General features: G+C 36.4%; 21 protein-coding genes and 2 pseudogenes. 11 read left to right on the forward strand and 12 right to left on the reverse strand.

Annotation, left to right across the window (positions count from 1 at the left end; translation table 11 throughout):
- Positions 1–25 precede the first annotated feature (25 nt).
- The 5 genes and pseudogenes from RHO12_04885 to aceE form a co-directional block, all read right to left on the reverse strand.
- Positions 26–760 carry an epoxyqueuosine reductase QueH gene (locus RHO12_04885; GenBank protein WVD67116.1) on the reverse strand — a complete coding sequence of 245 codons (735 nt, stop codon included), beginning with the start codon at positions 758–760 and terminating at the stop codon, positions 26–28.
- Between the two features lie 252 nt (positions 761–1,012).
- On the reverse strand, positions 1,013–1,420 hold the full coding sequence (locus RHO12_04890; GenBank protein WVD67117.1) for a YgiW/YdeI family stress tolerance OB fold protein: 408 nt from the start codon (positions 1,418–1,420) through the stop codon (positions 1,013–1,015).
- A 491-nt stretch (positions 1,421–1,911) separates the two neighbouring features.
- Positions 1,912–3,336: a dihydrolipoyl dehydrogenase gene (lpdA, locus tag RHO12_04895; protein ID WVD67118.1), complete on the reverse strand. Its 1,425-nt coding sequence runs from the start codon at positions 3,334–3,336 to the stop codon at positions 1,912–1,914.
- A 13-nt stretch (positions 3,337–3,349) separates the two neighbouring features.
- Positions 3,350–4,921: pseudogene (aceF, locus tag RHO12_04900) on the reverse strand (pyruvate dehydrogenase complex dihydrolipoyllysine-residue acetyltransferase).
- A 21-nt stretch (positions 4,922–4,942) separates the two neighbouring features.
- Positions 4,943–7,609, reverse strand: a complete 2,667-nt coding sequence (gene aceE, locus RHO12_04905) for a pyruvate dehydrogenase (acetyl-transferring), homodimeric type (GenBank protein WVD67119.1) — start codon at positions 7,607–7,609, stop codon at positions 4,943–4,945.
- A 458-nt stretch (positions 7,610–8,067) separates the two neighbouring features.
- On the opposite strand from aceE, the gene lipB reads away from it, so the two are divergent.
- The 5 genes from lipB to RHO12_04930 all read left to right on the forward strand — a co-directional run bounded on the left by lipB (position 8,068) and on the right by RHO12_04930 (position 12,244).
- On the forward strand, positions 8,068–8,685 hold the full coding sequence (gene lipB / locus RHO12_04910; protein ID WVD67120.1) for a lipoyl(octanoyl) transferase LipB: 618 nt from the start codon (positions 8,068–8,070) through the stop codon (positions 8,683–8,685).
- Positions 8,686–8,703: 18 nt separating this feature from the next.
- Complete coding sequence (lipA, locus tag RHO12_04915) at positions 8,704–9,672, forward strand: lipoyl synthase (protein ID WVD67121.1); 969 nt, start codon at positions 8,704–8,706, stop codon at positions 9,670–9,672.
- Between the two features lie 227 nt (positions 9,673–9,899).
- A complete protein-coding gene (locus RHO12_04920; GenBank protein WVD67122.1) occupies positions 9,900–10,460 on the forward strand; it encodes a DUF2975 domain-containing protein in 561 nt (186 codons plus the stop codon).
- 11 nt (positions 10,461–10,471) lie between these two features.
- Positions 10,472–10,693: a helix-turn-helix transcriptional regulator gene (locus tag RHO12_04925; protein WVD67123.1), complete on the forward strand. Its 222-nt coding sequence runs from the start codon at positions 10,472–10,474 to the stop codon at positions 10,691–10,693.
- Between the two features lie 87 nt (positions 10,694–10,780).
- Positions 10,781–12,244 carry a M48 family metalloprotease gene (locus tag RHO12_04930; protein ID WVD67124.1) on the forward strand — a complete coding sequence of 488 codons (1,464 nt, stop codon included), beginning with the start codon at positions 10,781–10,783 and terminating at the stop codon, positions 12,242–12,244.
- Positions 12,245–12,429: 185 nt separating this feature from the next.
- Here RHO12_04930 and RHO12_04935 read toward each other — a convergent pair whose 3' ends face one another.
- Both RHO12_04935 and rluC read right to left on the reverse strand, forming a co-directional pair.
- Positions 12,430–13,077, reverse strand: coding sequence for a histidine phosphatase family protein (locus RHO12_04935; protein ID WVD67125.1), 648 nt, complete (start codon positions 13,075–13,077; stop codon positions 12,430–12,432).
- Between the two features lie 27 nt (positions 13,078–13,104).
- The gene (gene rluC / locus RHO12_04940) at positions 13,105–14,067 is read right to left on the reverse strand and encodes a 23S rRNA pseudouridine(955/2504/2580) synthase RluC (GenBank protein WVD67126.1); all 963 of its coding nucleotides are present in this window, start codon (positions 14,065–14,067) and stop codon (positions 13,105–13,107) included.
- 125 nt (positions 14,068–14,192) lie between these two features.
- Here rluC and dsbB point away from each other — a divergent pair, with 125 nt between their 5' ends.
- From dsbB to RHO12_04955, 3 genes are read left to right on the forward strand one after another with little or no spacing between them, the layout of a single operon-like run.
- Positions 14,193–14,744: a disulfide bond formation protein DsbB gene (gene dsbB, locus RHO12_04945; protein WVD67127.1), complete on the forward strand. Its 552-nt coding sequence runs from the start codon at positions 14,193–14,195 to the stop codon at positions 14,742–14,744.
- Positions 14,745–14,793: 49 nt separating this feature from the next.
- Positions 14,794–15,450 (forward strand): bifunctional tRNA pseudouridine(32) synthase/23S rRNA pseudouridine(746) synthase RluA, encoded by a 657-nt coding sequence (gene rluA / locus RHO12_04950; protein WVD67128.1) that lies wholly within the window; start codon positions 14,794–14,796, stop codon positions 15,448–15,450.
- Between the two features lie 38 nt (positions 15,451–15,488).
- Positions 15,489–16,091 carry an XTP/dITP diphosphatase gene (locus tag RHO12_04955; GenBank protein WVD67129.1) on the forward strand — a complete coding sequence of 201 codons (603 nt, stop codon included), beginning with the start codon at positions 15,489–15,491 and terminating at the stop codon, positions 16,089–16,091.
- Between the two features lie 90 nt (positions 16,092–16,181).
- Here RHO12_04955 and RHO12_04960 read toward each other — a convergent pair whose 3' ends face one another.
- Together RHO12_04960 and mazG are read right to left on the reverse strand one after the other, a co-directional pair.
- A complete protein-coding gene (locus RHO12_04960; protein ID WVD67130.1) occupies positions 16,182–16,622 on the reverse strand; it encodes a hypothetical protein in 441 nt (146 codons plus the stop codon).
- Between the two features lie 27 nt (positions 16,623–16,649).
- Entirely contained in the window at positions 16,650–17,435 is a 786-nt protein-coding gene (gene mazG, locus RHO12_04965) for a nucleoside triphosphate pyrophosphohydrolase (GenBank protein WVD67131.1), read from the reverse strand.
- Positions 17,436–17,569: 134 nt separating this feature from the next.
- Here mazG and RHO12_04970 point away from each other — a divergent pair, with 134 nt between their 5' ends.
- Both RHO12_04970 and RHO12_04975 read left to right on the forward strand, forming a co-directional pair.
- Positions 17,570–19,603, forward strand: a complete 2,034-nt coding sequence (locus RHO12_04970) for an oligopeptide transporter, OPT family (protein ID WVD67132.1) — start codon at positions 17,570–17,572, stop codon at positions 19,601–19,603.
- 72 nt (positions 19,604–19,675) lie between these two features.
- Positions 19,676–19,993 carry a methylated-DNA--[protein]-cysteine S-methyltransferase gene (locus RHO12_04975; protein WVD67133.1) on the forward strand — a complete coding sequence of 106 codons (318 nt, stop codon included), beginning with the start codon at positions 19,676–19,678 and terminating at the stop codon, positions 19,991–19,993.
- Positions 19,994–20,046: 53 nt separating this feature from the next.
- On the opposite strand, the gene RHO12_04980 is transcribed toward RHO12_04975, so the two are convergent.
- Positions 20,047–20,790: an alpha/beta fold hydrolase gene (locus RHO12_04980; GenBank protein WVD67134.1), complete on the reverse strand. Its 744-nt coding sequence runs from the start codon at positions 20,788–20,790 to the stop codon at positions 20,047–20,049.
- Positions 20,791–20,992: 202 nt separating this feature from the next.
- Here RHO12_04980 and RHO12_04985 point away from each other — a divergent pair, with 202 nt between their 5' ends.
- A complete protein-coding gene (locus RHO12_04985) occupies positions 20,993–22,933 on the forward strand; it encodes an exoribonuclease II (protein ID WVD67135.1) in 1,941 nt (646 codons plus the stop codon).
- A 109-nt stretch (positions 22,934–23,042) separates the two neighbouring features.
- Here the strand turns inward: RHO12_04985 and RHO12_04990 are convergent.
- Positions 23,043–23,381, reverse strand: a pseudogene (locus tag RHO12_04990) (ClpXP protease specificity-enhancing factor).
- A 7-nt stretch (positions 23,382–23,388) separates the two neighbouring features.
- On the reverse strand, positions 23,389–24,021 hold the full coding sequence (locus tag RHO12_04995) for a glutathione binding-like protein (protein ID WVD67136.1): 633 nt from the start codon (positions 24,019–24,021) through the stop codon (positions 23,389–23,391).
- Between the last annotated feature and the right edge of the window lie 134 nt (positions 24,022–24,155).

Here is a 24,155-nt window from a genome sequence, read left to right on the forward strand (position 1 = left end):
TCACACAGACATAATGCAAATTAGATTATGAAGACTCTAGCGACTTTTTAGCGTTTTCTATAACAATTTTAAAATCAATACCCTGATCTTTAGCTGCAAAAATGCAACCACAATAACACTGCCGATAGACATCATATTCCTTGCAAATTTCTACCGACCTTTTATAGCCATTATTTTTTTTAAAATCTGATGGTAAATAGTTTACGGCAAAAATTTCTTGAATTTCAAAACCAAGCTCATTAATTTTTTGACTATTTTTTTTCGGACTTAATGTTAAAGCGCTAGCAAAATAATCAAAGCCCGACTTTTGCGCTTCAATCGCAGCAAGATCAAGACGCATCTTATAACAGAGGTGACAACGAGCACCACCTTCTGGCTCATCTCGTAAATGTCCTACTTGTTTAAGAAACTCGGCGGGTTGATAAGCGGCCTCTAAAAATTGTACCTGATGACCTGTCTTTTGATTAAAATCGGCAATAAATTTTTGTTGAACTTGGCTGCGGCGCTCATACTCAATTCTTGGATGAATATTTGAATTAGCGAAGTAAATCGTAATTTCAGCATATTGAGCTAAATATTCAAGTACATAAGTACTACACGGGGCACAGCAACTATGAATCAGTAATCGAGGCTTTTTAGCCTGTAATTGCCATGATTCAATCATTTTTTGTAAAATAGCATCATAATTAATTTTATTATGGGGATTTAAAGTATTAAGAACATTATTTGCATTAATAAACATATTTTCAATTTCTAGCATAAAAGTGAATAACCTTATTAATTTTAAGGCTTTGATTTAGATTTAAAATTTCACTTATAATACACTATTTTTAGTATCCATGTCTTTTTACTTTCATTAAGCATAACCGTTTCATATACTCAGTGACAGAAAAATTGCAGTTTATGATAACTACATTTAAACGTTAAAAGTTAAATTAATACTCATTCTTTTATTGGTAAAAACTTAAATAAAAACCGCAATTAAGCGGTTTAAATTATTACTTATATGAGATTACTTTACTGGATTAATTATTTTGATACTTTTGACATCAATTTCAAATGAATTCCAGTCTTTATCGACCTCTCCGGCTATTTCAACTAAATCGTCTGGAGAGATTGTTTGCCCCATCCAACGTCTATGATCTATTTCAATATTTACTTCACCAGTATCATCTTTAAACAAGTACTCTTTTTTGCCGATTTGCTTAGTAATGTGACCTTTTAATATAACCCATGAATCATTAGGTAATTGCTTGGCTTGTGCAACTGTTGTTGCAGAAACTAAGCCACCATTAAATCCGCCTTGATGCTGTTGAGCCATATTTTGAGGGTGAAAACCACCTTGTTGAGCATGTTTGGCTAGCGCTACGCCAGAAATACCTAATGTCGCAATTAGCACTAACGGAATTAACTTTTTCATATACATCTCCTTTTTTGATTGAATATAAATCGCTTTGTTTACAATTGTTATTTAATCAAATAAATATTAAGAAAATATTAAGAATCTATCCTAGGTAATAAAAATTCAATATTTTTTTTGGATTCTCTAACATTCTTTATTTTAGGCTCTTTTAATATACATAAATTTCCTTATTATCGGCTTTAATGCCTGCGTTATGATAGTGATTAAGCTAATCTGGGCAGGTTTAACTTGGGCATAAAGATAATTAGATATAAGGAGAAATATCATTACCATAAATAACAACAAGTTAATAAGACGATTAAAGTCATTATAATCAATTGAATATTTAGCGAATAATTGAGGATAGTTTGATCGATTAAGTATTTATTAGTGCTAATTTTTAATTCGTAATCATATTTATGATATAAAATACCCCACTTCGCGGTTAATCAACTCGGTGGGGTCGCTTGATATAAAATTAGTTTCCTATCATAAATAAAACTAATTAATTACTTCTTTTTGGCTTTAGCATTAGGCAAGTCAGTAATAGAACCTTCAAATACTTCAGCCGCTAAACCAATGGATTCATAAAGTGTTGGATGCGCATGAATAGTTAATGCTATATCTTCAGCATCACAGCCCATCTCAACGGCTAAGCCGATTTCACCTAATAGCTCACCGCCGTTAACACCAACAACAGCACCACCAAGTAAACGGTTCGTTACTTTATCAAAAATTAATTTAGTCATACCTTCAGAGCAATCTGAAGCAATTGCACGCCCAGATGCAGCCCATGGGAACATCGCTACTTCGTAATTAATGCCTTTAGCTTTAGCTTCTTTCTCAGTTAACCCCACCCACGCAACTTCTGGCTCAGTATAAGCAATCGACGGGATAGTTTTTGGATCAAAGTAATGGTTTTTACCTGCAATCACCTCTGCGGCAACATGACCTTCATGCACACCTTTATGGGCAAGCATAGGCTGACCGACAATATCACCAATAGCATAAATATGAGGCACATTAGTATGCATCTGTTTATCAACTTCGATAAATCCACGCTCAGTAACGGCAACACCGGCTTTTTCTGCATCGAGAAGTTTACCGTTTGGTGTACGACCAATCGCAACTAATACGGCATCATAAGCATGAGTTTCAATACTACCGTCTTTTTTCTCCATTGAGACATAAATAGCATCTTTTTTCGCCTCAACTTTAGTGACTTTAGTCTCTAACATTAAAGTGAATTTTTTCTCAATTTGCTTAGTAAAGACTTTTACGATGTCTTTGTCAGCAGCAGGGATAACCTGATCTAACATTTCAACAACATGTACTTCTGAGCCTAACGTATGGTACACCGTCCCCATTTCCAAACCAATAATACCACCGCCCATTAATAATAAGCGCTTAGGTATGGTGGTTAATGCTAACGCATCTGTTGAATCCCAAATGCGTGGATCTTCATGTGGAATAAAAGGTAATTGAATTGGTCTTGAACCCGCTGCAATAATCGCATTATCAAAATTCACGGTGCTAATACCTTCAGCGGTTTTTACCTCAAGGCTATGACTACCCGTAAATTTCGCTTCACCTTGAACAACATTCACTTTGCGCATTTTCGCCATACCGGCAAGCCCGCCAGTTAATTGGGTAATGACTTTTTCTTTCCAACCACGCACTTTATCTAAATCAAGTTTAGGGGTGCCAAACTCAATACCATGTGCTGTTAATGATTTAGCTTCATCAATTACTTTTGCAACGTGTAGTAAAGCTTTAGATGGAATACATCCGACATTTAAGCATACGCCACCAAGTGTGGCATAACGCTCAACGAGGGTAACATCAAGACCTAAATCAGCGGCTCTAAAGGCTGCCGAATAACCAGCAGGCCCTGCACCTAATACTAAAACTTGTGTTTTTACTTGTTTAGTCATCACTATCCCCTTATTACATCACTAAACGACGTAAGTCGGATAATACGTTAACAATGTGGCTTAAGAATCTTGCACCATCAGCACCGTCAATCACCCGGTGATCAAATGATAATGATAAAGGTAACATTAAGCGCGGTGTAAACTCTTTACCATTCCAAACTGGCTTCATACTTGAGCGTGAAACACCTAGAATACCAACCTCTGGCGCATTAACAATCGGTGTAAATGCTGTTGTTCCAATACCACCAAGGCTTGATATAGTAAAGCAACCGCCTTGCATATCGCTACCGGTTAATTTACCATCACGGGCTTTTTTCGAGATTGCCGCCAGTTCATTAGATAATTCAACAATACCTTTCTTGTTAACATCTTTAAATACTGGAACGACTAAACCATTTGGGGTATCAACAGCTACACCAATGTTAATGTATTTTTTAACAATTAAGGTTTGAGCATCTTCCGATAATGAACTATTAAAACGTGGGTAGGCTTCTAATGCATTAGCTACCGCTTTCATAATGAAGACTAATGGGGTTATTTTTAGATCTTTTTTACGTTTCTCCGCTTCAACATTTTGTTGTTTACGGAACGCTTCAAGATCTGAAATATCTGCATCATCAAACTCAGTAACATGAGGAATCATTACCCAGTTACGATGTAAGTTAGCGCCTGATACTTTTTGAATTTTTGTTAATGGTAGCTCTTCTATTTCACCAAATTTACTAAAGTCAACTTTTGGCCAAGGTAACAAGCCTGGTAATGAGCCGCCAGCATTGCCGCTTTCAACCTGTTTAATTGCATTTTTAACATAAGATTGAATATCTTCACGCAAAATACGTTTTTTAGGGCCGGTTGCAGAAACTTTAGCAAGATTAACACCAAACTCGCGCGCTAAGCGGCGGATAGCTGGTGTGGCATGCGCATAAGCTTCGTTATCAACAAAATCGCCGCTTGCAGCTGGCGTTGCAGGTTTGCTAACCTGAGCTGCTGCCACAGGTGCAGTAGCCTTTTCAGGCGCAGGAGCAGGAACAACACTCGCGACTGCCGCCGTTGCTGCAGTTTCAAATTGCATAATGTTGGAACCAGTTTTTACTTTATCGCCAACCTTAATTAATATCGCCTTTACGGTTCCTGCAATTGAAGCAGGCACTTCCATTGAAGCTTTATCGCCTTCAACCGTAATGAGTGAGTCATCAATCGCAACTTTATCACCCACTTTAACTAAGATTTCAGTGACTTCAACTTCATCACCCCCAATATCAGGCACATTAACATCAGCCACTTGGCCTGCGCCAACATTCGCAACAGGTGCCGCAGCCGCGGCATCTGCTTTAGTTGGAGCTGGATTATTAGCGCTCGCATCAGCACCATCAAAAACCATAATATCAATGCCCGTAGTAACTTTATCGCCCACTTTAACGCTAATTGATTTAACAATCCCAGCTTGTGGAGCAGGAATTTCCATCGAGGCTTTATCGCCTTCAACAGTCATAATTGACTGGTCTGCATCGACTTTGTCACCAACATTAACCAGAATCTCGGTTACTTCAACTTCATCACCACCGATATCAGGTAATTTAATTTCAATACTCATTATTATCACCTCTTATGCAATACGTGGATTAGCTTTTTCTGCATCAATACCGAACTTTTTAATTGCTTTTTCAACAACTGATTTATCGATATCACCTCGTTTTGCAAGTTCACCCAATGCAGCAATCACGACGTAGTGCGCATTCACTTCAAAGTGATCACGCAAATTCGCTCGGCTATCACTACGGCCAAAACCATCAGTACCGAGTACTTTATAAGACTCAGCTGGCACATAAGCACGCACTTGCTCTGCAAATAGTTTCATATAATCAGTTGATACTATTGCCGGCGCACTATTCATTACCTGTGCGATGTAAGGCACGCGTGGTTTTTTAGTTGGATGTAGCATGTTCCAACGATCGCAATCTTGACCTTCACGAGCAACTTCTGTAAATGAAGTAACACTATATACATCACTGCCAATACCAAAATCTTTAGCAAGAATACCAGCAGCTTCACGCACATGGCGTAAAATTGAACCAGATCCTAGTAACTGAACGGTTGATTGGCCTTTTTTTGCTTTAATAGAATCAAGTTTATAAATACCACGACGAATACCGTCTTCTGCACCTTTAGGCATAGCAGGTTGTTCGTAGTTCTCATTTAGCGTTGTAATGTAATAGTAAACATTTTCTTGTTCGCCATACATACGACGTAAACCATCTTGCATAATGACAGCCACTTCATAAGCATAAGATGGATCATAAGAGATACAGTTAGGAATCGTTAGCGATTGAATATGGCTATGACCATCTTCATGCTGTAAACCCTCACCATTTAGCGTTGTACGGCCTGATGTTCCACCAATTAAGAATCCACGTGCTTGTTGATCACCCGCAGCCCATAGTAAATCACCAATACGTTGGAAACCAAACATTGAGTAATAAATGTAAAAAGGGATCATTGGGCAATCATTGGTACTATAAGATGTAGCAGCTGCAAGCCATGAAGCTCCTGCGCCCATTTCGTTAATCCCTTCTTGAAGAATCTGACCTTTTTCGTCTTCACGATAATAAGCCACTTGTTCTTTATCTTGTGGAGTATATTTTTGACCGTTTGGACTATAAATACCAATTTGTCTAAATAGCCCTTCCATACCAAAAGTACGCGCTTCATCAGCAAGAATTGGCACTAAGCGAGGAGCTAGCTCTTTATCTTTGAGCATGATATTAAGCACGCGAACAAAAGCAATCGTCGTTGAGATCTCTTTATTTTGTGCTTCAAGTAGTGAACTAAATTCGCTCAACGCAGGAATAGATACTTTATCAGTGAAATTAGGTAAGCGTGAAGGCAAGTATCCTTTTAGCGCTTTGCGACGTTCATGAATATATTTGTATTCTGGCGTGTGTTCTTCAAATTTAATATACGGTAATTTTTCAATTGCATCATCGGTAACTGGGATGTTAAAGAAATCGCGAACATGACGAACACCATCCATATTCATTTTTTTAACCTGATGGGCAATGTTTTTACCTTCTGCCGCATCACCCATACCATAACCTTTAATAGTATGCGCTAAAATAACAGTTGGACGACCTTTTGTTTCTTTCGCTTTTTGGAAAGCTGCAAACATTTTCGCTGCATCTTGACCGCCACGATTTAAACGGAAAATCTCATCGTCAGACATATCTTTAACAAGCGCTGCAGTTTCAGGATATTTACCAAAGAAATGCTCACGAACATAAGCGCCATCGCGTGATTTAAATGTTTGATAATCACCATCAAGTGTTTCGTTCATTAAACGAATAAGCTTGCCTGATTTATCTTTTTGTAGCAATTTATCCCAGCGATCGCCCCAAATAACTTTGATAACACTCCATCCCGCTCCGCCGAAAATTCCTTCAAGTTCATTGATAATTTTACCATTACCAGTAACTGGACCATCAAGGCGTTGTAAATTACAGTTAATTACAAAAGTTAAATTATCGAGCTTTTCACGCGTTGCAACAGTAATTGCACCTTTAGATTCTGGCTCATCCATCTCACCATCACCTAAGAATGCGTAAACGCGCTGCTCAGTAGTATCTTTAAGTCCACGATGGTTTAAATATTTTAAGAAACGTGCTTGGTAAATTGCACTAATTGGACCCAGCCCCATAGATACTGTCGGGAATTGCCAAAATTCAGGCATTAATTTAGGATGAGGGTAAGACGGTAAGCCCTTACCATGCACTTCTTGACGGAAATTATCAAGTTGCTCTTCAGTCAAACGGCCTTCAAGAAATGCACGAGAGTAAATTCCTGGCGCAATATGACCTTGGAAATAGACTAAATCGCCACCATCTTTATCATTACGAGCGCGAAAGAAATGGTTAAAGCAGACTTCATAAAATGTAGCTGCTGATTGGAATGATGCCATATGGCCGCCTAAATCAAGATCTTTTTTAGATGCACGTAAAACCATCATCATGGCATTCCAACGAACGATAGAACGAATGCGCCTTTCTAGTTCCCAATCACCTGGATAAGCAGGCTCTTCTTCCACAGGAATGGTATTAACATAATTACTGGTTGAAGAACCAAATAATAACGGGACACCTCCTTGACGAGCTTGTTTAACAATTTGTTCAATAATGTATTGAGCTCTTTCAGTGCCTTCCTCTCGAATTACTGACTCAATACTCTTAAGCCAATCTTGTGTTTCGACAGGATCGATATCATTCATTTGCATGTCCGACATATTTAAACCTCTTTTTTGTTATAAAAAATGCAGCGCATTTCTGCGCATTTTGCATTACGTGTGCTTATAAACATAAATTATTATTACAAGTCTGCCACTTACCTTAGTAAAGGTAAAGATCAGCACCCCAATGAAAAGAATGTTAATTCCTATCAAATTAATCAACTATTCCAATATATGTGAATTAGGTATTTTTATCATCATGATATATTTGAATTTTTAAAATTTCAAATATAAATTTAAATTCAATCAGTAAATGCTTCTCTTGACAACATATTGTCAATATATATTTATATTTGTTATATTCGGCTAAATCAGCATCAAAATAAATAAAATAATTTTATTACTTTTATGCCGCAAATATCGCCTGCCAGTAAATAACACTTTCTATACTTAATGACATAGGTGGTTATTATGGATGATATAGCTCAATTATATAGGATGAATAGGCTTATAATATGGACCACCCTATTGTCAGAAATTTAGGTGTGCAACCTTACTTGCACACTTATGAATTAATGCATCAATTTAGCCAAACTCGCGATCACCAAACACCTGATGAAATATGGTTAGTCGAGCATTATTCGGTCTTTACTCAAGGGAAAGTAAGTAAAACGCAGCATTTATTGCATGCCACTGACATCCCAATTATTCAAACGGACCGTGGAGGGCAAATTACCTATCATGCACCTGGTCAGCAAATTATGTATATTTTATTAGATTTAAAACGCCTAAATATTGGCATTAGAAATGTCGTTCGTTATTTAGAAAAAAGCGTTATTGTAACATTAGCTAATTACAATATTATAGCCACAACAAAAGACAATGCACCGGGTGTATATATCGATGGTAAAAAAATCTGTTCATTAGGTTTACACATTAGTCGTGGTTGTACCTTGCACGGTTTAGCACTCAATGTCGATATGGATTTGACGCCATTTAATATGATTAATCCTTGCGGTTATCCAGGATTAAAAATGACTCAGGTAATTGATTATATCGCTGATATTAATCAAGTTGAAATTGCCACGGCCATGGCACAATCATTTATCTCACAACTTACATTAGGGTCCTAATAAGAGAATATACTGAATATGACCAATATTAATACCGAGCCTCATAATATTAGAAGCTCAAAATATCGTGATGCGCATAAAACCAAGCTAATTCCTTCGGTTACGGTTGATGAAAATCAAATATTAAAAAAACCTGATTGGATGAGAATAAAACTATCTACACAAACTGAAAATATTGCTCATATTAAAAATACGATGCGCAAACATGGTTTACACTCAGTGTGTGAAGAAGCCTCTTGCCCTAATCTAGCCGAATGTTTTAATCATGGCACCGCCACCTTTATGGTTTTAGGCGATATTTGTACCCGTCGCTGCCCATTTTGTGACGTTGCCCATGGTCGTCCGTTACCCCCCGATCAACAAGAGCCGATAAAACTAGCTAAAACAATTCAAGAGATGCGATTACGTTATGTGGTTATCACATCAGTTGATCGTGATGATTTAAAAGAGGGTGGTGCAACTCATTTTGCCAATTGCACTCGTGAAATTAGAGCATTAAATCCGAATATAAAAATAGAGATATTAACACCCGATTTTAGAGGCTGTATTGATGATGCTGTCGAAGTTCTTAAAGATAACCCACCAGATGTTTTTAACCATAATTTAGAAAATATTCCTCGCTTATATAAAAAAATTCGTCCTGGGGCAAACTACGAAGGATCACTTGAACTATTAGCGAAATTTAAATCGATACATCCGACTATTCCCACTAAATCAGGCTTAATGGTTGGCCTTGGTGAAACGAACAAAGAGCTAATTGCAGTATTAAACGATCTAAGGAGTAGTGGCGTCACCATGTTAACATTAGGGCAATATTTGCAGCCGAGTAAATTCCACTTACCCGTTGAACGCTATGTATCCCCCGATGAGTTTAATGAGCTAAAACAGATCGCCTTAGATATGGGCTTTACCCATGCTGCTTGTGGCCCATTTGTTCGTTCGTCGTATCATGCTGATTTGCAGGCACAAGGGAAAGAAGTGAAATAGAATTTTCGTTATTTTTTTGTTGTAAAGTGTCAATTTGTTATAAATTCGTTCAAATTTAGTTCTTGTATTAAACCTGATCCAAGCTATTTATTTAAAATAGCTTGTTTTTTATTATTAAAATTTAATTTATTATCGTTTTATTTTAATTTTTTATTGACTGAAGTTAAAATAAGTATAATCTATCGTCACTGCTTATTTTCCATTTTATCAACAATAAGGGAATTAATATGAACACCCGTACACGTCTTAATCGCTATAGTTACTTTATGGCGTCATTAACCTTAATACCACTAATTTGCGTTATAGTCGCTTGCCTTTCGCCACTATTATTCTATTTTTTTAATACAACAAATATTGGCCTTGAGTCAGATGGTTATTCGCTCTTTATCGAAACAGTTGTAAATGTTGCCCCAACGACACTAAAGATATGGCAAGCAACTTTAGCAACGATCCTTGATACACTACCTATTATAGGTTTAGCATATGCATTTTATCAGCTGCGACAACTTTTTATCTGTTATAGCAACGCTGATTATTTTTCGTTACAAGCTGCTAAACATTGTTATTATTTTGGATTATCACTGACATTGTGGGTCGTTTTAGGTATGTTATTTGAGCCATTACAATCAATAATTTTAAGCTATAACCTAACTGAGGGACGTTATATTTCTGTTTCGTTAACCAGTGAAGATATTCTTACCTTGTTCCCAGCAATTAGTATTATGCTCATTGGTCAAATTCTTAAAAAAGCAACCGAACTGGCAGAAGAAAATAAACAGTTTGTATAAGGAAGACAAATATGCCGATTATTATTAATTTAGATGTCATGCTTGCTAAAAGGAAAGTAAAATCAAAAGATTTGGCGGCAAGCATTGGCATTACAGCGCAAAATCTATCATTACTAAAACAGGGGAAAGTAAAAGGATTTAGGCTTGCAACGCTTGAAGCTATTTGCCAATACCTTAATTGCCAACCAGGTGATATTTTGGAATATCAAGCATTGGATCAGCCAATGGAATAATAACACGGCCAGCAACATAGATCGCTTCGCTATTTAGGCAATTTTAGTATAAAATCAGTTACAATTTGTTTCTGGAATATTGCAACTATGAAAAAATTTACCGTTGTTTTTTTATCTGCGCTAATGCTGATCCCGCAGATATTTGTACCAGTAATAGCCAATAATAATACAACTCTACCCGATATAGGTACAGCGGCGGTAACGACATTGAGTATTGGTCAAGAGGTTGAAATGGGGGACTATTATACCCGCATGCTGCGCGCCAGTGCGCCTATTATTAACGATCCGATGTTAAATGAATATATCAATTCGTTGGGTAGCAAGCTAGTTGCTAATGCCGATTCAGTACAAACTCCTTTTAACTTCTATGTTTTACAAAGTGACGTGCTTAATGCGTTTGCCTATTTCGGTGGTAATATTGTCGTTCATTCACGTTTAATTATCGACACCGATACCGAAAGCCAACTCGCTTCAGTTATCGCACATGAAATTGGTCATGTGACCCAAAGACATCTGGCAAGAGCGATGGAATCTCGTAGTAAAAATAGCCCTTACATTTGGGGAGCCACATTAGGCTCATTATTACTAGCTCTTGCAAGTCCAGAAGCTGGAATGGCAGCTATTTCAGGCACGCTAGCTGGCTCTGCACAAAGCCAAATTAGTTTTACTCAAAGCAATGAACAAGAGGCTGATAGGGTTGGGCTTAGAACCTTAGCTAAAGCAGGATTTGATCCTTATGCATCAGCAGATTTTTTACAAAAACTTGCTGATGAAACACGATTTATGTCTAAACCACCTGAAATGCTCTTAACTCACCCATTACCTAATAGCCGCTTATCCGATGTCCGTAATCGAAGTAATCAATACTCGAAAAAAACTGTGCCATCATCATTAGATTATTATTTGGCTAAAGCTAGGCTGGTTATTTTGATTGGCAGTAATAAAAATATTGCCCAGAATTTATTACAAGATTACCAAAAAATAGATGACGCTAACGCTAAAATTGCACTTGCCTATGCGAGTGCATTAGTTGATTATCGAGGACAAAATTATGTTGACGCCAAAACCAAACTACAACCATTGTTAGATAAAGATCCAAATAATATTTGGTTTATTGATTTAATGACTGATATTGATCTGGAGCTTAATCAAAAAAAAGAGGCTATCAATCGCCTTTTGTCCGCAATAAAAGCTAATCCCAATAGCAGTGCATTACAAATAAACCTAGCAAGTGCTTATATTGAAAATAAGGATTATCAAAAAGCGGTCAGCTTATTGCATCGCTATACTTATCAATATAACAATGATATGAATGGTTGGGATCTATTAATGTCTGCTTATCAACAACAAAAACAGCGAGCTCAAGAAATGACAGCGAGAGCGGAAATATTAGCACTACAAGGACAATTCCCTCAGGCTATAACACTATTAATAAGTGCGAAAAAGCAAGCACAAAATAATCCGTTTATGCTATCTAGAATTGATGCCCGTATTAATCAGCTAGAGCAATTACAAGCTCGCTATGCCACTTATAAACGCCAAACAGGTTAATCGATATCGATGCTATAATTGTTATGCCAATTACTGCTGTTAGGCTAATTTTATTTGAATAGAATCGATATAAAATTAACTTACCAAATCATTTATTGTTAGGCAATGTCAATGTTTGCTAGTGATTTCGTTATCTTTCTATTGTAATAGCTAATTATGGAACGCAGACTAAAATGGCTTCGCCCTTACTTTTTGATATGGTCAACATTATTAAAATAGTTAACGTAATAATGACCTTCACTGCCATTCCCTTGATAGTTAACAACGCTAATGCTCGTATTTAATATTCTAGGGAAGTAGTTTTCATCACGATGTTTACGCCAATCACCATTATTTAGTACACAAATTAAAAGACGTAACGCTGTACCGTGAGAAACCACTAAAATATTACCTTTATCTGGTGCATTTTTAACAATGTTATCTAAGCTATTTTGCATGCGTAGCAGTACATCGTAATACTTTTCACCTTGATTAGTGATTGCATGAAATTTTTCAGGTTCATGCATATATAAATTGAACTCAGGTAATTTTAATAGTTCTGGCACTGGCTGTCCTTCCCATAAACCGAAATCCATTTCACATAGCCCATCGAGTGTATGAACTGGAACACTATCATTACGCTGGGATAAAATATAATCCCTGGTTTCAACAGCTCTTTGCTGCGGACTCGAATAAGCTGAAACAAAAGGGATATCCTTTAGATACTGCCCTGTAATTTTTGCACCCAATACGCCATCAGTAGTTAATGGCGAGTTTTGTGAGCCTTGCATTCGATCTTTGATATTCCACTCTGTTTGACCATGCCTAATTAAATATAAATTAAGATCTTTCATTCGTTGTCCTTCTATATAGTACTTAAATTAGTTTTTTCGCAAAATAGCTAAGCAGCTTTGTAATGCAGCATCTAATGGTGCTTGTAACTGCATTATTTGTTCTGTTTTGGGGTGAATAAATTGTATGTGCGCGGCATGTAAAAATAATCGATTAAGCTTGGTGTTTAAAAGAGCTTCATCAAAGCTTTTATCACCATAGCGATCATCAAATGCAATCGGATGACCTGCATGTTGAGTATGCACTCGGATTTGGTGCGTTCTCCCGGTAACAGGACTAGCCTTAATCAGGGTTGCAAAACCAAAACGAGCTTCAACTTTGAACTTGGTTTCTGAAGGTTTACCATCTTGATCAACCCGCACTATTCGCTCACCACTCTTTAAGACATTTTTTAGTAATGGCGCTTGTATTACTTTACAAGCCGATGACCAATCACCTTTTACTAATGCTAAATAATCTTTAGAAACCTGTTTTAATCGTAGCTGCTCGTGCAATGATTTGAGTGTAGAACGTTTTTTCGCAATTAATAAAATCCCTGAGGTTTCTCTATCGATACGATGAACAAGTTCTAAAAACTTGGCCTCAGGTCTTAATACTCGCAAGCCTTCAATAACACCAAAACTTAAGCCACTACCGCCATGAACTGCAATACCTGATGGTTTATTAATAGCGATAATACAGTCATCTTCATAAATAATTGTTTGCTCTAACATTGCTATTTTATCAAGCTTTGGAGATAAATGGTGCTCGATTTTTTCCGCTACTCTAACTGGAGGGATCCTAACCTCATCGCCAAGATTTACTTTATATTCTGGTTTCACTCTTTTTTTATTGACTCGTACTTCACCTTTACGCAAAATGCGATAAATCATACTTTTAGGGACACCTTTTAATTGAGTAATTAAAAAGTTATCAATACGTTGTCCTTCATTATTACTAGATATGGTAACTAATTGAACTTGTAGCTGTTTTTGGGGTGTTTGAGATGTCATATATTTTGTTAACCCACTATAAAAAAAATTTACTTTGCGATAGAATCAACTACACTAGCGTGATGCAATTTATTTTGTTTTTAATTAACTTAAGATTATATAGGAAAATAAAGGAATAAAACAGTATGCTAAAATTACTTAGCCAGTATTCAAAAAACCGTACTGCATGGTTTTTACTGTTCTTATCAACAATTTTATTTGAATTAACTGCCTTATTTTTTCAACATGTTTTAGACTTGCCGCCTTGCACATTATGCATCTATCAACGAGTCGCAATACTTGGTATTGCAGCGGCAAGCTTAGTAGCGTTCTTTTCGCCACAAAATATTATTACTCGAGTACTCGGTATATCTATTTGGTTATACAGCGCCTATATCGGCTTTAGCTTAGCTTATCAACAAGCGAGATTACAATTTGCGCCTTTACTTACCGATACTTGCTCAATTAACGTTCAATTTCCTGAATGGTTACCACTTAATTACTGGTTTCCTAGCATATTTAATGCTTACGGTTATTGTGCTGATAAGATTTGGTCATTTTTGACTATTGAAATGTCACAGTGGATGATTATCATTTTTAGTTGTTATTTTATTGTAGGGTCATTGGTGCTATTTGCGAATCTATTCTATCCAAATAAAAAGTTCATTGTTATTGAGGCAAATCGACGCGATTTTTAATTATTTTTTTGCTAGAATGGTAACAATTTTAATAAAAAGTTAATGACTAATGTTGTTGGAATATCATCCCCCAGTTGATCCATGGTTAACCGTCTTATATCAAGATGGCCATATCGTGGTCGTGAATAAGCAATCGGGTTTGCTGTCAGTATCAGGAAACAAACCTGAGTTTCAAGATAGTATTATTCATCGTTTACAGCAAAAATACAGCTATGTGGAATCTGTTCATCGCCTTGATATGGCTACAAGCGGTATAATGGTTGTTGCATTATCCAAATTAGCTGATCGTGAGATAAAAAAGCAGTTTCGTGAACGAATCCCAAAAAAACGCTATATTGCCCGAGTTTTTGGGCACCTTGAACAGGATCATGGTGAGGTTGATATTCCACTGATCTGTGATTGGCCAAATAGGCCAAAGCAGATGGTTGATTATCAAAATGGAAAGCAGGCGTTAACGCATTATAATGTCATATCCCGTAATAACGATAATACCACTGAGGTGGAACTTTTGCCTTATACGGGTCGTTCTCATCAACTTCGAGTTCATATGCAAGCAATTGGTCATCCCATTTTAGGGGATAAATTTTATGCGGGACCAGAAGCTTTTGCGATGGCAAACCGATTACTGCTGCATGCGCAAATGTTAACAATTAACCACCCCAAATCAGGTGAAAGTATAGTCTTCACTTGTGAGCCTGATTTTTGATCAGGCTATTTATTACTACTAGCTTATAGGAACATCGAATGAAAGAAATTGTATTAGCCACCAATAATCAAGGTAAAGTAAAAGAGTTGCAAAACTTACTTGCTGATGCTGGCTTTAATGTTGTACCTCAAAGTGAATACAACGTTCCTGATGCTGATGAAACTGGTTTAACATTTATTGAAAATGCGATAATTAAAGCGCGACACTGTGCGCAATTAACTGGGTTACCCTCTATTGCTGACGATTCAGGTTTAGTTGTTGATGCTTTAGGTGGCGAACCTGGGATCTATTCTGCTCGTTATTTTGGCGAACACGCGAATGATTTTAGAAACAATCAAAAATTACTTAGTGCATTACAAGATATACCTCAAGAAAAACGTACCGCTTATTTCTATTGTGCCTTAGTTTTTATGCGTAATGCTAGCGACCCTACGCCGATTGTTTGCTTCGGTAAATGGCATGGATTGATTTTACGACAGGGCTATGGTGAAGGAGGTTTTGGCTATGACCCGTTATTTTATATCCCTGAATTAAAGGCAACCGCTGCAGAGCTAACGAAGGAGCAAAAAAGCCAAATTTCGCACCGTGGTCAAGCATTAAAGCAGTTAATGCAAACACTAAAAATAGAGTTTAATCATTAATCGTACGATATTATTTTACCTTGAGGAAAATTGGCCATAATATCAAGGTATGACCAATTTTATTCATATAATCTCTAAAGTATTTATCGCTTAGTTATAAATTACATTTTTCCCTGGCTCTGGGTTAAGAGCATCTTTAGCAAATTGTTCAATAAAATAAGCAATATTATCCGCTTTATCGCCGATTAAACGCCCTTTAACTTTATGCCATGTTACCAGTACAATGCATGCTTGTGGCTCGCCAATAATTAACATGGGTTGTTCGTATTCACTGTTCCAAAAAAACTCACCACCATATAGTTTGTAAGCAGTCAATAATAAGTAACAACCATATTCTTGTGTTGCCATGATAATTTGTTCTTCAGATAGCATTAAGCTTTGTTCAGCCATTTCACTTAATATCATCTCAACGACACTAATGCTTTTTTCACTATAATCGAGTTGGTTAATACTCCACGTTGGGCTATTAAAAATAGCATTCTGTGCCCAAGCTTGAATTTCTTGATAAAGCTCATTTTTATATGTTGCCATAGTAATTATATCCTTATACCAACCGCTTTACGGTTCATTGTGTTTTACTTGCTGCCAAGCCTGCTCCATCTCATCAAGCGTAACGTCGTTAAGTTTACGTCCTTGTTTACTGATAATGTTTTCTACTTGGCGAAACCGTTGCTCAAACTTCTGGCTAGCCTTATTTAAGGTTAACTCGGCTTTAAAACCTAGATGACGAGTTAAATTGACAACTGAAAAGAGGAGATCACCCAGCTCTTCTTCTACCCTTTCAGCTATCGGGTTTTTACGATTAATTTCAGCTAATACTTCATCAAGTTCTTCTGTAACTTTATCAATAACGGGAGGTAAGGTTTGCCAATCAAAACCGACTGAAGCGCAGCGTTTTTGGATTTTATCCGCACGCATCAACGCGGGTAATGCTTGAGGAATATCATCTAAAATAGAAAATTGCTGTTTTTGATCGCGCTCTTTTTGTTTCAAAACTTCCCAATTAACCTTAACAGGTTGATGCTCACTAAAAATATGTGGATGACGAGTAATTAATTTTTGCCTAAGTGCATTACAAATGTCATCAAAATTAAAGTAGTTTTGCTCTTCTGCCATTTCAGCGTATAAAAGGATTTGGAATAGTAGATCCCCTAACTCCATTTTTAATTCAAGGAAATTCTTTTGCTCAATAGCATGCAATACTTCATAACTTTCTTCAAGCGTGTGGCCTTTAATTGAATCGAAAGTTTGTACTCGATCCCATTCACAGCCAGTAAGAGGATCTCGTAGTCGTTTTATTACAGCAAGTAATTGTTCGATTGATTGCAAAACATTCTCTCTCATGATTTTTAGCCAATGTCGTTATTATACGCATAATTTTATCCTTCAGCACATTTAGCCAAGATTAATTCAATTATTTTTCTGTCAGTCAGTTTTATAGTATACTAAATTAATCGATCATTGATATTGAACATACTATGGATAATATGCGCGAATTAACCCTTAGAGGAATGATTTTAGGGGCATTTATAACTGTTATTTTTACGGCATCTAATGTCTATTTAGGTTTAAAAGTCGGTTTAACTTTTTCATCGGCAATCCCTGCCGCTGTTATTTCTATGGCCATTTTACGTTTTTTTTCCGGCTCCACTATTCTTGAAAATAATATGGTACAAACCCAAGCTTCTGCAGCCGGAACCTTGTCATCAATTATATTTGTGCTACCCGGTTTATTAATGATTGGTTATTGGCAGAGTTTTCCATTTTGGCTAACATTAGCGGTTTGTGCGTCGGGCGGTATGCTGGGTGTATTATTCTCTATCCCGCTTCGCCAAGTTATGGTGGTAAAAAGTTCATTGCCTTACCCAGAAGGAGTTGCCGCCGCAGAAATATTGAAAGCGGGCTGTGAATCAAGTGATGAACACGAATCCAAAAATAACCATGATGGTTTAAAAGATATTATCTTTGGCGGCGTTATTGCCTCATGTGTCAGTATATTAACCAATGGCTTTCGCGTCATAAGCGATGGTACTGCATATTGGTTCACGCAAGGTAAATCTATTTTCCAAATTCCGCTTGGATTTTCATTAGCACTGCTTAGTGCGGGATATTTAGTCGGGATTATTTCAGGTATTTCTATTTTAATTGGTAATATTATTGCTTGGGGATTTGCAATTCCTATTTTGAGTTCCACTATGGATTATGATCCTAGTGCCTCTTTAGCACAAACAGCCATGGGAATTTGGGCAAAAGATGTTCGCTTTATTGGCGCAGGAACATTAGCGATTGCCGCAATATGGACTTTATTAACGTTAATTAAACCAGTCATTGAAGGCTTAAAAATTTCGTTTACGTCATTAAAATCGGAAAGTAACAATGCTAACATTCCCCGCACTGAACAAGATTTATCACCTAAAACAATCGCAATCATTATGGTTGCAATGTTAGCCATTTTATTAGGAACTTTTTACTCTTTTGTTGCTGATAGCGGCGTTTCGACAGGTGTCGCTTGGTCATTAGTTTTATGCGCTGTATTATTTGCCTTTATTATCGGCTTTTTAGTTGCAGCCGCTTGTGGTTATATGGCCGGTTTAGTCGGCTCTTCTGCCAGCCCTATATCAGGGATTGGTATTGTCGCTGTAACGATAATTTCCTTACTCTTATTAGCTTTAGGCGAAGCAAATGGCTTGCTAAATAGTGTTGAGGGAACTAACTTTGCTACTGCTTTGGCATTATTTACAACGAGTGCGGTGCTCGCTATTGCAACTATTTCAAATGATAATCTACAAGATCTAAAAACAGGATATCTCGTCAAAGCGACACCATGGCGTCAGCAAGTCGCATTATTAGTCGGCTGCGTAGTCGGTGCAATTATTATCGCGCCAGTGTTAGATATTTTATATAATGCATATGGTTTTACTGGCGCAATGCCAAGAGCGGATATGGATCTATCGCAAGTATTAGCTGCACCTCAAGCGACGTTGATGACAACGATTGCTAGTGGTATCTTTGCTGACAAAATGGAATGGACAATGATAATTATTGGTCTTGCACTAGGTGCAATTATTATTATCATCGATTTAGTACTCGGTAAAAATGGCTGTAAATTCCGCTTACCCGCTTTAGCAGTTGGTATGGGAATTTATTTACCGCCAATTATCACCACACCTATTTTTATTGGATCACTGATTTCATGGTTTATTCGTCGGCGCGTTAATAAGTCAAAGGCGCACTCACAAGATAAAGAAAATTACCGTAGAGTAGATCGAAAAGCCGCATTAATTGCATCAGGTCTAATTGTCGGTGAAAGTTTAGTAGGCGTAATTATGGCAGTTATTATTGTCATTAGTGTGTCAAATGGTGGTAACGATGCACCACTATCGTTAGCGCCGTTGCTTGGCAATCTATTTGATAATAATTTAGACATCGCTCAGCAATTATTTGGCTTACTAGTATTTGTTGCTATTTGTGTTGCGTTTGTACGCCGTGCTTTATCTGCACTGAAAAAATAATATACTCCCATCGATTCTCCTTAATTGATGAGAATCGATGTAAAAAATAATATCATCAATAATCTTAAAATTATGAGCCAAGAAGATAATCAAACGTTTGCCCATCAAGTCTATGCAATTATTGCCGCCATACCTTCTGGTAATGTTATTACTTATGGACAAATAGCTAAAATGGCCGGAATGCCAACTTATGTTCGTCAAGTTTGTCTCGTTCTTCGCCGTCTGCCTAAAGAGAGTAAATTACCTTGTCATCGTATTATAAATAGCCAAGGTTATTTATCAGTAAAAGGCGATACCTATCAAAAATATAAACTCAAACTCATTGAAGAAGGTATTAAATTTAATCATAAGGATAAAATTGACCTAAAAATATATGGCTGGAATAATTAATCCTTTTCAACATTTTTATTAAAGCTATTTCTTCTAGCTAATTCAATAGTATTTTATGTAAGCCAGTTCTTGATCAAAGTAATCACTTGCTTTGGTTTATCAAAATGAACATTGTGGCCAGCCCCTTCAATTCCCTCAATTTTCGCATAAGGAAATTGCATTAAAATATCACTATAATATCCCTCAATAATATAATCTGATTGTGCTCCTTTAATAAATAATACGGGTTGGCGGTAAGGCGTAATTTCCTTCCAACTGCGGATATCGGTATAATGCTGCTCAATTGCCTTAAAATTAAATAACCACTTATTCGATTTATATGATTTTAGTAAAAATTGAACCGTCGCCTCATTTAAGTATTGGCTCATAATACTATTAAGCGCTGCTTTATCATGAGCTTGAACGGCAAGGCCTGCATTAATGGCTTTAAATACTTTAGAATGAGAATCATCATAATAAGTGACCGGGGCTATATCTAAAATAATTACCTGAGCAATCAAATTTTCTGCCTCTTTAGCCAGCTGCATAGCGACTTTCCCACCCATGGAGTGACCGACTAAAATAATATCCTTTAACCCTAGTTGGTTAATCAGCGCTAAAACATCATGTGCCATCAATTGATAGTCCATGTCATCTGCCCATGGGGAGAGACCATGATTGCGTAAATCAATTTGTATAGTTTGGTAATAAGGGGCAAATTCCCTAGCTAAAATAGCTAAATTATCCAGGTTACCAAATAAGCCATGCAAGAAAATAATAGGTTGGCCATTGCTACTGATTTTATAATTAAGTTTCATTTCACTAATCAACTCTAACTTTTTTTAAATATTTAGTATATTTAATTTTAATACTTATTGATATGATCTCAATACTTAACACGCGTATTTACTCTAAAATAAGGTAAATTGATTATTGTTATCACGCAATTAATAAAAATTAGCAGATAGCTGGTTTAAATTCTGCTACAATTACGCCAATTTTTCCTATCCTAATAATATTATGCTACAAGATAACCCATTACTTGCCCAACTTAAGCAACAATTTCATGCTCAAATACCCCGTGCTGAAGGGATCGTAAAATCGCATGAAAAAGGCTATGGTTTTTTAGAGACAGATAATAAAAAAAGCTATTTTATTTCTGCCACTAAAATGAAAAAAGTCATTGATGGTGATAAAGTCTCCGGTATTTTAGTACAAAATGGTGATAAAACTGCTTTTGAACCAGAAACATTACTTGAACCAGCACTAAATGTTTTTTTGGGGCAGGTGCATTTTAATAATGGAGTAATAGGTGTTATTCCTGAACATGTAACCAAATTATTAATCAAGTGCAAAGTCGGCAATGATATTCAACAATCCCTTCAAGAGGGTGATTGGGTAAAAGTACAATTAATTTCTCATCCGCTTAAGGATAACGACGATTTTTTTGCTGAGATTATACAATTTATTACTAAAGATGAGTCTGTAGATCTTATGTGGCTTTTAGCGCTTGCCCGATATAATCTAGATTTCTGTGCACCTGTCGGTATCAACCCTCCCCAATTACAAGAAGATAAAAATTTAACGAGACTCGATTTAACAAATCGCTATTTTTTTACCGTCGATAATAAAGATACACGCGATATGGATGATGCCTTGTCAATAATAAAAAATGAACAAGGTAATTACAAAGTAACTATTGCTATTGCTGATCCAAGTAGCTATATCAATGAAAATAGTGAATTAGATAATATCGCTTATCAGCGTAGTTTTTCAACTTATTTATCAGGTTTCACCGTACCAATGTTGCCTACATCATTAGCCAATGAGCTCTGTTCACTCGAGGAAAACCAGCAGCGTTCTGCATTAGTTTGTGAGGTTGTTGTAACATCAGATGGTGACATTATTTATGATTCCGTGCAATTTCACTTAGCATGGGTAGTATCGAAAGCGAAGCTAACTTATGACGATGTATCTAATTTTATCGACAACAACATACCTTTAGCCACTGATAATGATAGACTGTTAGAGCAGCTAACATGGCTCGCTGAACTTGCAACTATCCGAACTAATTGGCGTAATAAAAATGCCTTATTATTTAAGAATAATCATGAATATCGTTTTGTTTTTGATTGCGACAAACAATTAATCGCAATTAATAAAGAGGTCAAACAGACCGCACATAAGATGATTGAGGAGGCCATGATTATTGCTAATCAAGTTTTTACACATCAAGTAAAGACACAGTTAGGATTCGGAATATTTAATATTCATTTGGGTTTTGATAGTAAGTATATTGATTCAGCACTTAAGTTATTGAGAGAAAACCAAATTGATGGATTCGATAAAGAGAAATTGTCTTCTTTTGATGGCTATAGGGATCTACGCCATATTGTTGAAAATAATGAGTTTCTTGAGTACCGATTAAGACGTTTTCAAGCTTCGACTGATTTTTCAATTGAGCCAGATGCTCATTTTGCTTTAGGATTTGATGCTTATGCAACTTGGACATCCCCTATTCGAAAATATGGAGATTTATTTAACCATCGCTTAATTAAAGCAATATTGGCAAAAACCACTCATAGTCGACCTGATAAAGCGCTTTTATCAATAATGAATGAACGGCGTAAAGCAGTTCGACTAGCTGAACGAGAGGTTAATAGTAAACTATATTGTCAATTTTTAGCTGAAAAAATTGGTCAGCAGTTCGAAGCTCAAATTATTAACCTTAACCGTGGTGGAATAAAAGCTCGTTTAATTGATAATGGTGCGATCGTATTTGTCCCAGCATCATTGGTTCATTCAGTTCGCAATGAATTAGAGCTCTTACCTGAAGATGGGAAGATAAAAATTAAAGGTGAGCTAAAATATCAGTTACTTGACACCATATCGGTAACAATTAATGAAATAAAGCCAGAATCATTGACTGTTATAGCCAAATTGACAGGACAATCAAAATAACTTTGGGATTAAGCAATGGCACAATTTGTGCCAACTGGTTTCAAGCGGTTAATGATAGTTATTTTATCACTTTAAATGGGCTGGTGTTTTTCTTAGTTTCTTGTGGACGATTTTCTTGATATGCGGGTTCATCTTCAAACCCTAATCCGGCACCATTTTCACGTGCATAAATAGCCTCTATGGCCGCCATTGGCACAACAATATGATGTGGATTACCACCGAATCTTGCATTAAATTCAAGCTGCTCGTTATTGATAGAATATTGTCCTATTGACTGAGGAGCAATGTTTAATACAATTTGATTATTTTGAACATACTCAGCCGGAACTAAAACACCATATATCGTCGTGTTAACGACGATATATGGTGTAAGTTCATTATCTAAAATCCAATCATACATAGCCCTAAATAAATAAGGCCTACGAGCAGTCATTGTAGAAATGTCCATAATAAAGCTATACTCTCATTTTTTTTTCGTCATCGGTTAATAATTCTAAAAAACCAGGCCGTTCAAAAATACGACTCATATAACCCAAGTAATGCTTTTCTGCACTCTTTGGTAACGTAATATCAAGAAGCGGTAAGCGCCATAATAACGGAGCAAAATAGCAATCACATAATGTAAAATCATCGCTCATAAAAAATGGCTTTTCCTTAAACATAATTGAGATAGCGGTTAAATCATCTTGTAGAGTTTTTCTTGCTTCTTTAGCCTCTTCAGACTTAGGGGCATCCATGATAATGTGATATGCGCTATACCACTCCTTACGCATACGATACATTGCTAAACGCGAATTAGCTCTAGCTATCGGATAGACTGGCATCAGAGGAGGATGAGGAAAACGCTCATCAAGATACTCTAAAGCAATATGCGGTTCATATAAGGTTAGATCACGATCAATAAGCGTCGGAATTGAACCATAAGGATTAAGATCTAATAGCTCTTGTGGTAAATTATTTGCCTGAACAAATTCGATCTCGGCGGTCACACCTTTTTCAGCTAAAACAAAACGAATCTGATGACCATAGATATCTGTTGTGTCACAAAATAAAGTCATTACAGAACGTTTATTAACGGCAACTGCCATGATTACTCCAAATTTATAGATATTAGTACTAAGTTGGTCTATTTTAGCAAATTGAGGATAGCATTTGCAAAAAAAATTCATTTTCTTTGAGTTTATTTATAAAAATAACAAATAATCGTCATAATAAGTTAAAT

This window comes from Orbaceae bacterium lpD02, assembly GCA_036251875.1.
GTDB lineage: Bacteria > Pseudomonadota > Gammaproteobacteria > Enterobacterales > Orbaceae > Orbus > Orbus sturtevantii.

Coding starts and splice junctions, on each gene's coding strand:
- RHO12_04885 (WVD67116.1), bottom strand. CDS start 760: ATGCTAGAAATTGAAAATATGTTTATTAATGCAAATAATGTTCTTAAT.
- RHO12_04890 (WVD67117.1), bottom strand. CDS start 1,420: ATGAAAAAGTTAATTCCGTTAGTGCTAATTGCGACATTAGGTATTTCT.
- lpdA (WVD67118.1), bottom strand. CDS start 3,336: ATGACTAAACAAGTAAAAACACAAGTTTTAGTATTAGGTGCAGGGCCT.
- aceE (WVD67119.1), bottom strand. CDS start 7,609: ATGTCGGACATGCAAATGAATGATATCGATCCTGTCGAAACACAAGAT.
- lipB (WVD67120.1), top strand. CDS start 8,068: ATGGACCACCCTATTGTCAGAAATTTAGGTGTGCAACCTTACTTGCAC.
- lipA (WVD67121.1), top strand. CDS start 8,704: ATGACCAATATTAATACCGAGCCTCATAATATTAGAAGCTCAAAATAT.
- RHO12_04920 (WVD67122.1), top strand. CDS start 9,900: ATGAACACCCGTACACGTCTTAATCGCTATAGTTACTTTATGGCGTCA.
- RHO12_04925 (WVD67123.1), top strand. CDS start 10,472: ATGCCGATTATTATTAATTTAGATGTCATGCTTGCTAAAAGGAAAGTA.
- RHO12_04930 (WVD67124.1), top strand. CDS start 10,781: ATGAAAAAATTTACCGTTGTTTTTTTATCTGCGCTAATGCTGATCCCG.
- RHO12_04935 (WVD67125.1), bottom strand. CDS start 13,077: ATGAAAGATCTTAATTTATATTTAATTAGGCATGGTCAAACAGAGTGG.
- rluC (WVD67126.1), bottom strand. CDS start 14,067: ATGACATCTCAAACACCCCAAAAACAGCTACAAGTTCAATTAGTTACC.
- dsbB (WVD67127.1), top strand. CDS start 14,193: ATGCTAAAATTACTTAGCCAGTATTCAAAAAACCGTACTGCATGGTTT.
- rluA (WVD67128.1), top strand. CDS start 14,794: ATGTTGTTGGAATATCATCCCCCAGTTGATCCATGGTTAACCGTCTTA.
- RHO12_04955 (WVD67129.1), top strand. CDS start 15,489: ATGAAAGAAATTGTATTAGCCACCAATAATCAAGGTAAAGTAAAAGAG.
- RHO12_04960 (WVD67130.1), bottom strand. CDS start 16,622: ATGGCAACATATAAAAATGAGCTTTATCAAGAAATTCAAGCTTGGGCA.
- mazG (WVD67131.1), bottom strand. CDS start 17,435: ATGAGAGAGAATGTTTTGCAATCAATCGAACAATTACTTGCTGTAATA.
- RHO12_04970 (WVD67132.1), top strand. CDS start 17,570: ATGGATAATATGCGCGAATTAACCCTTAGAGGAATGATTTTAGGGGCA.
- RHO12_04975 (WVD67133.1), top strand. CDS start 19,676: ATGAGCCAAGAAGATAATCAAACGTTTGCCCATCAAGTCTATGCAATT.
- RHO12_04980 (WVD67134.1), bottom strand. CDS start 20,790: ATGAAACTTAATTATAAAATCAGTAGCAATGGCCAACCTATTATTTTC.
- RHO12_04985 (WVD67135.1), top strand. CDS start 20,993: ATGCTACAAGATAACCCATTACTTGCCCAACTTAAGCAACAATTTCAT.
- RHO12_04995 (WVD67136.1), bottom strand. CDS start 24,021: ATGGCAGTTGCCGTTAATAAACGTTCTGTAATGACTTTATTTTGTGAC.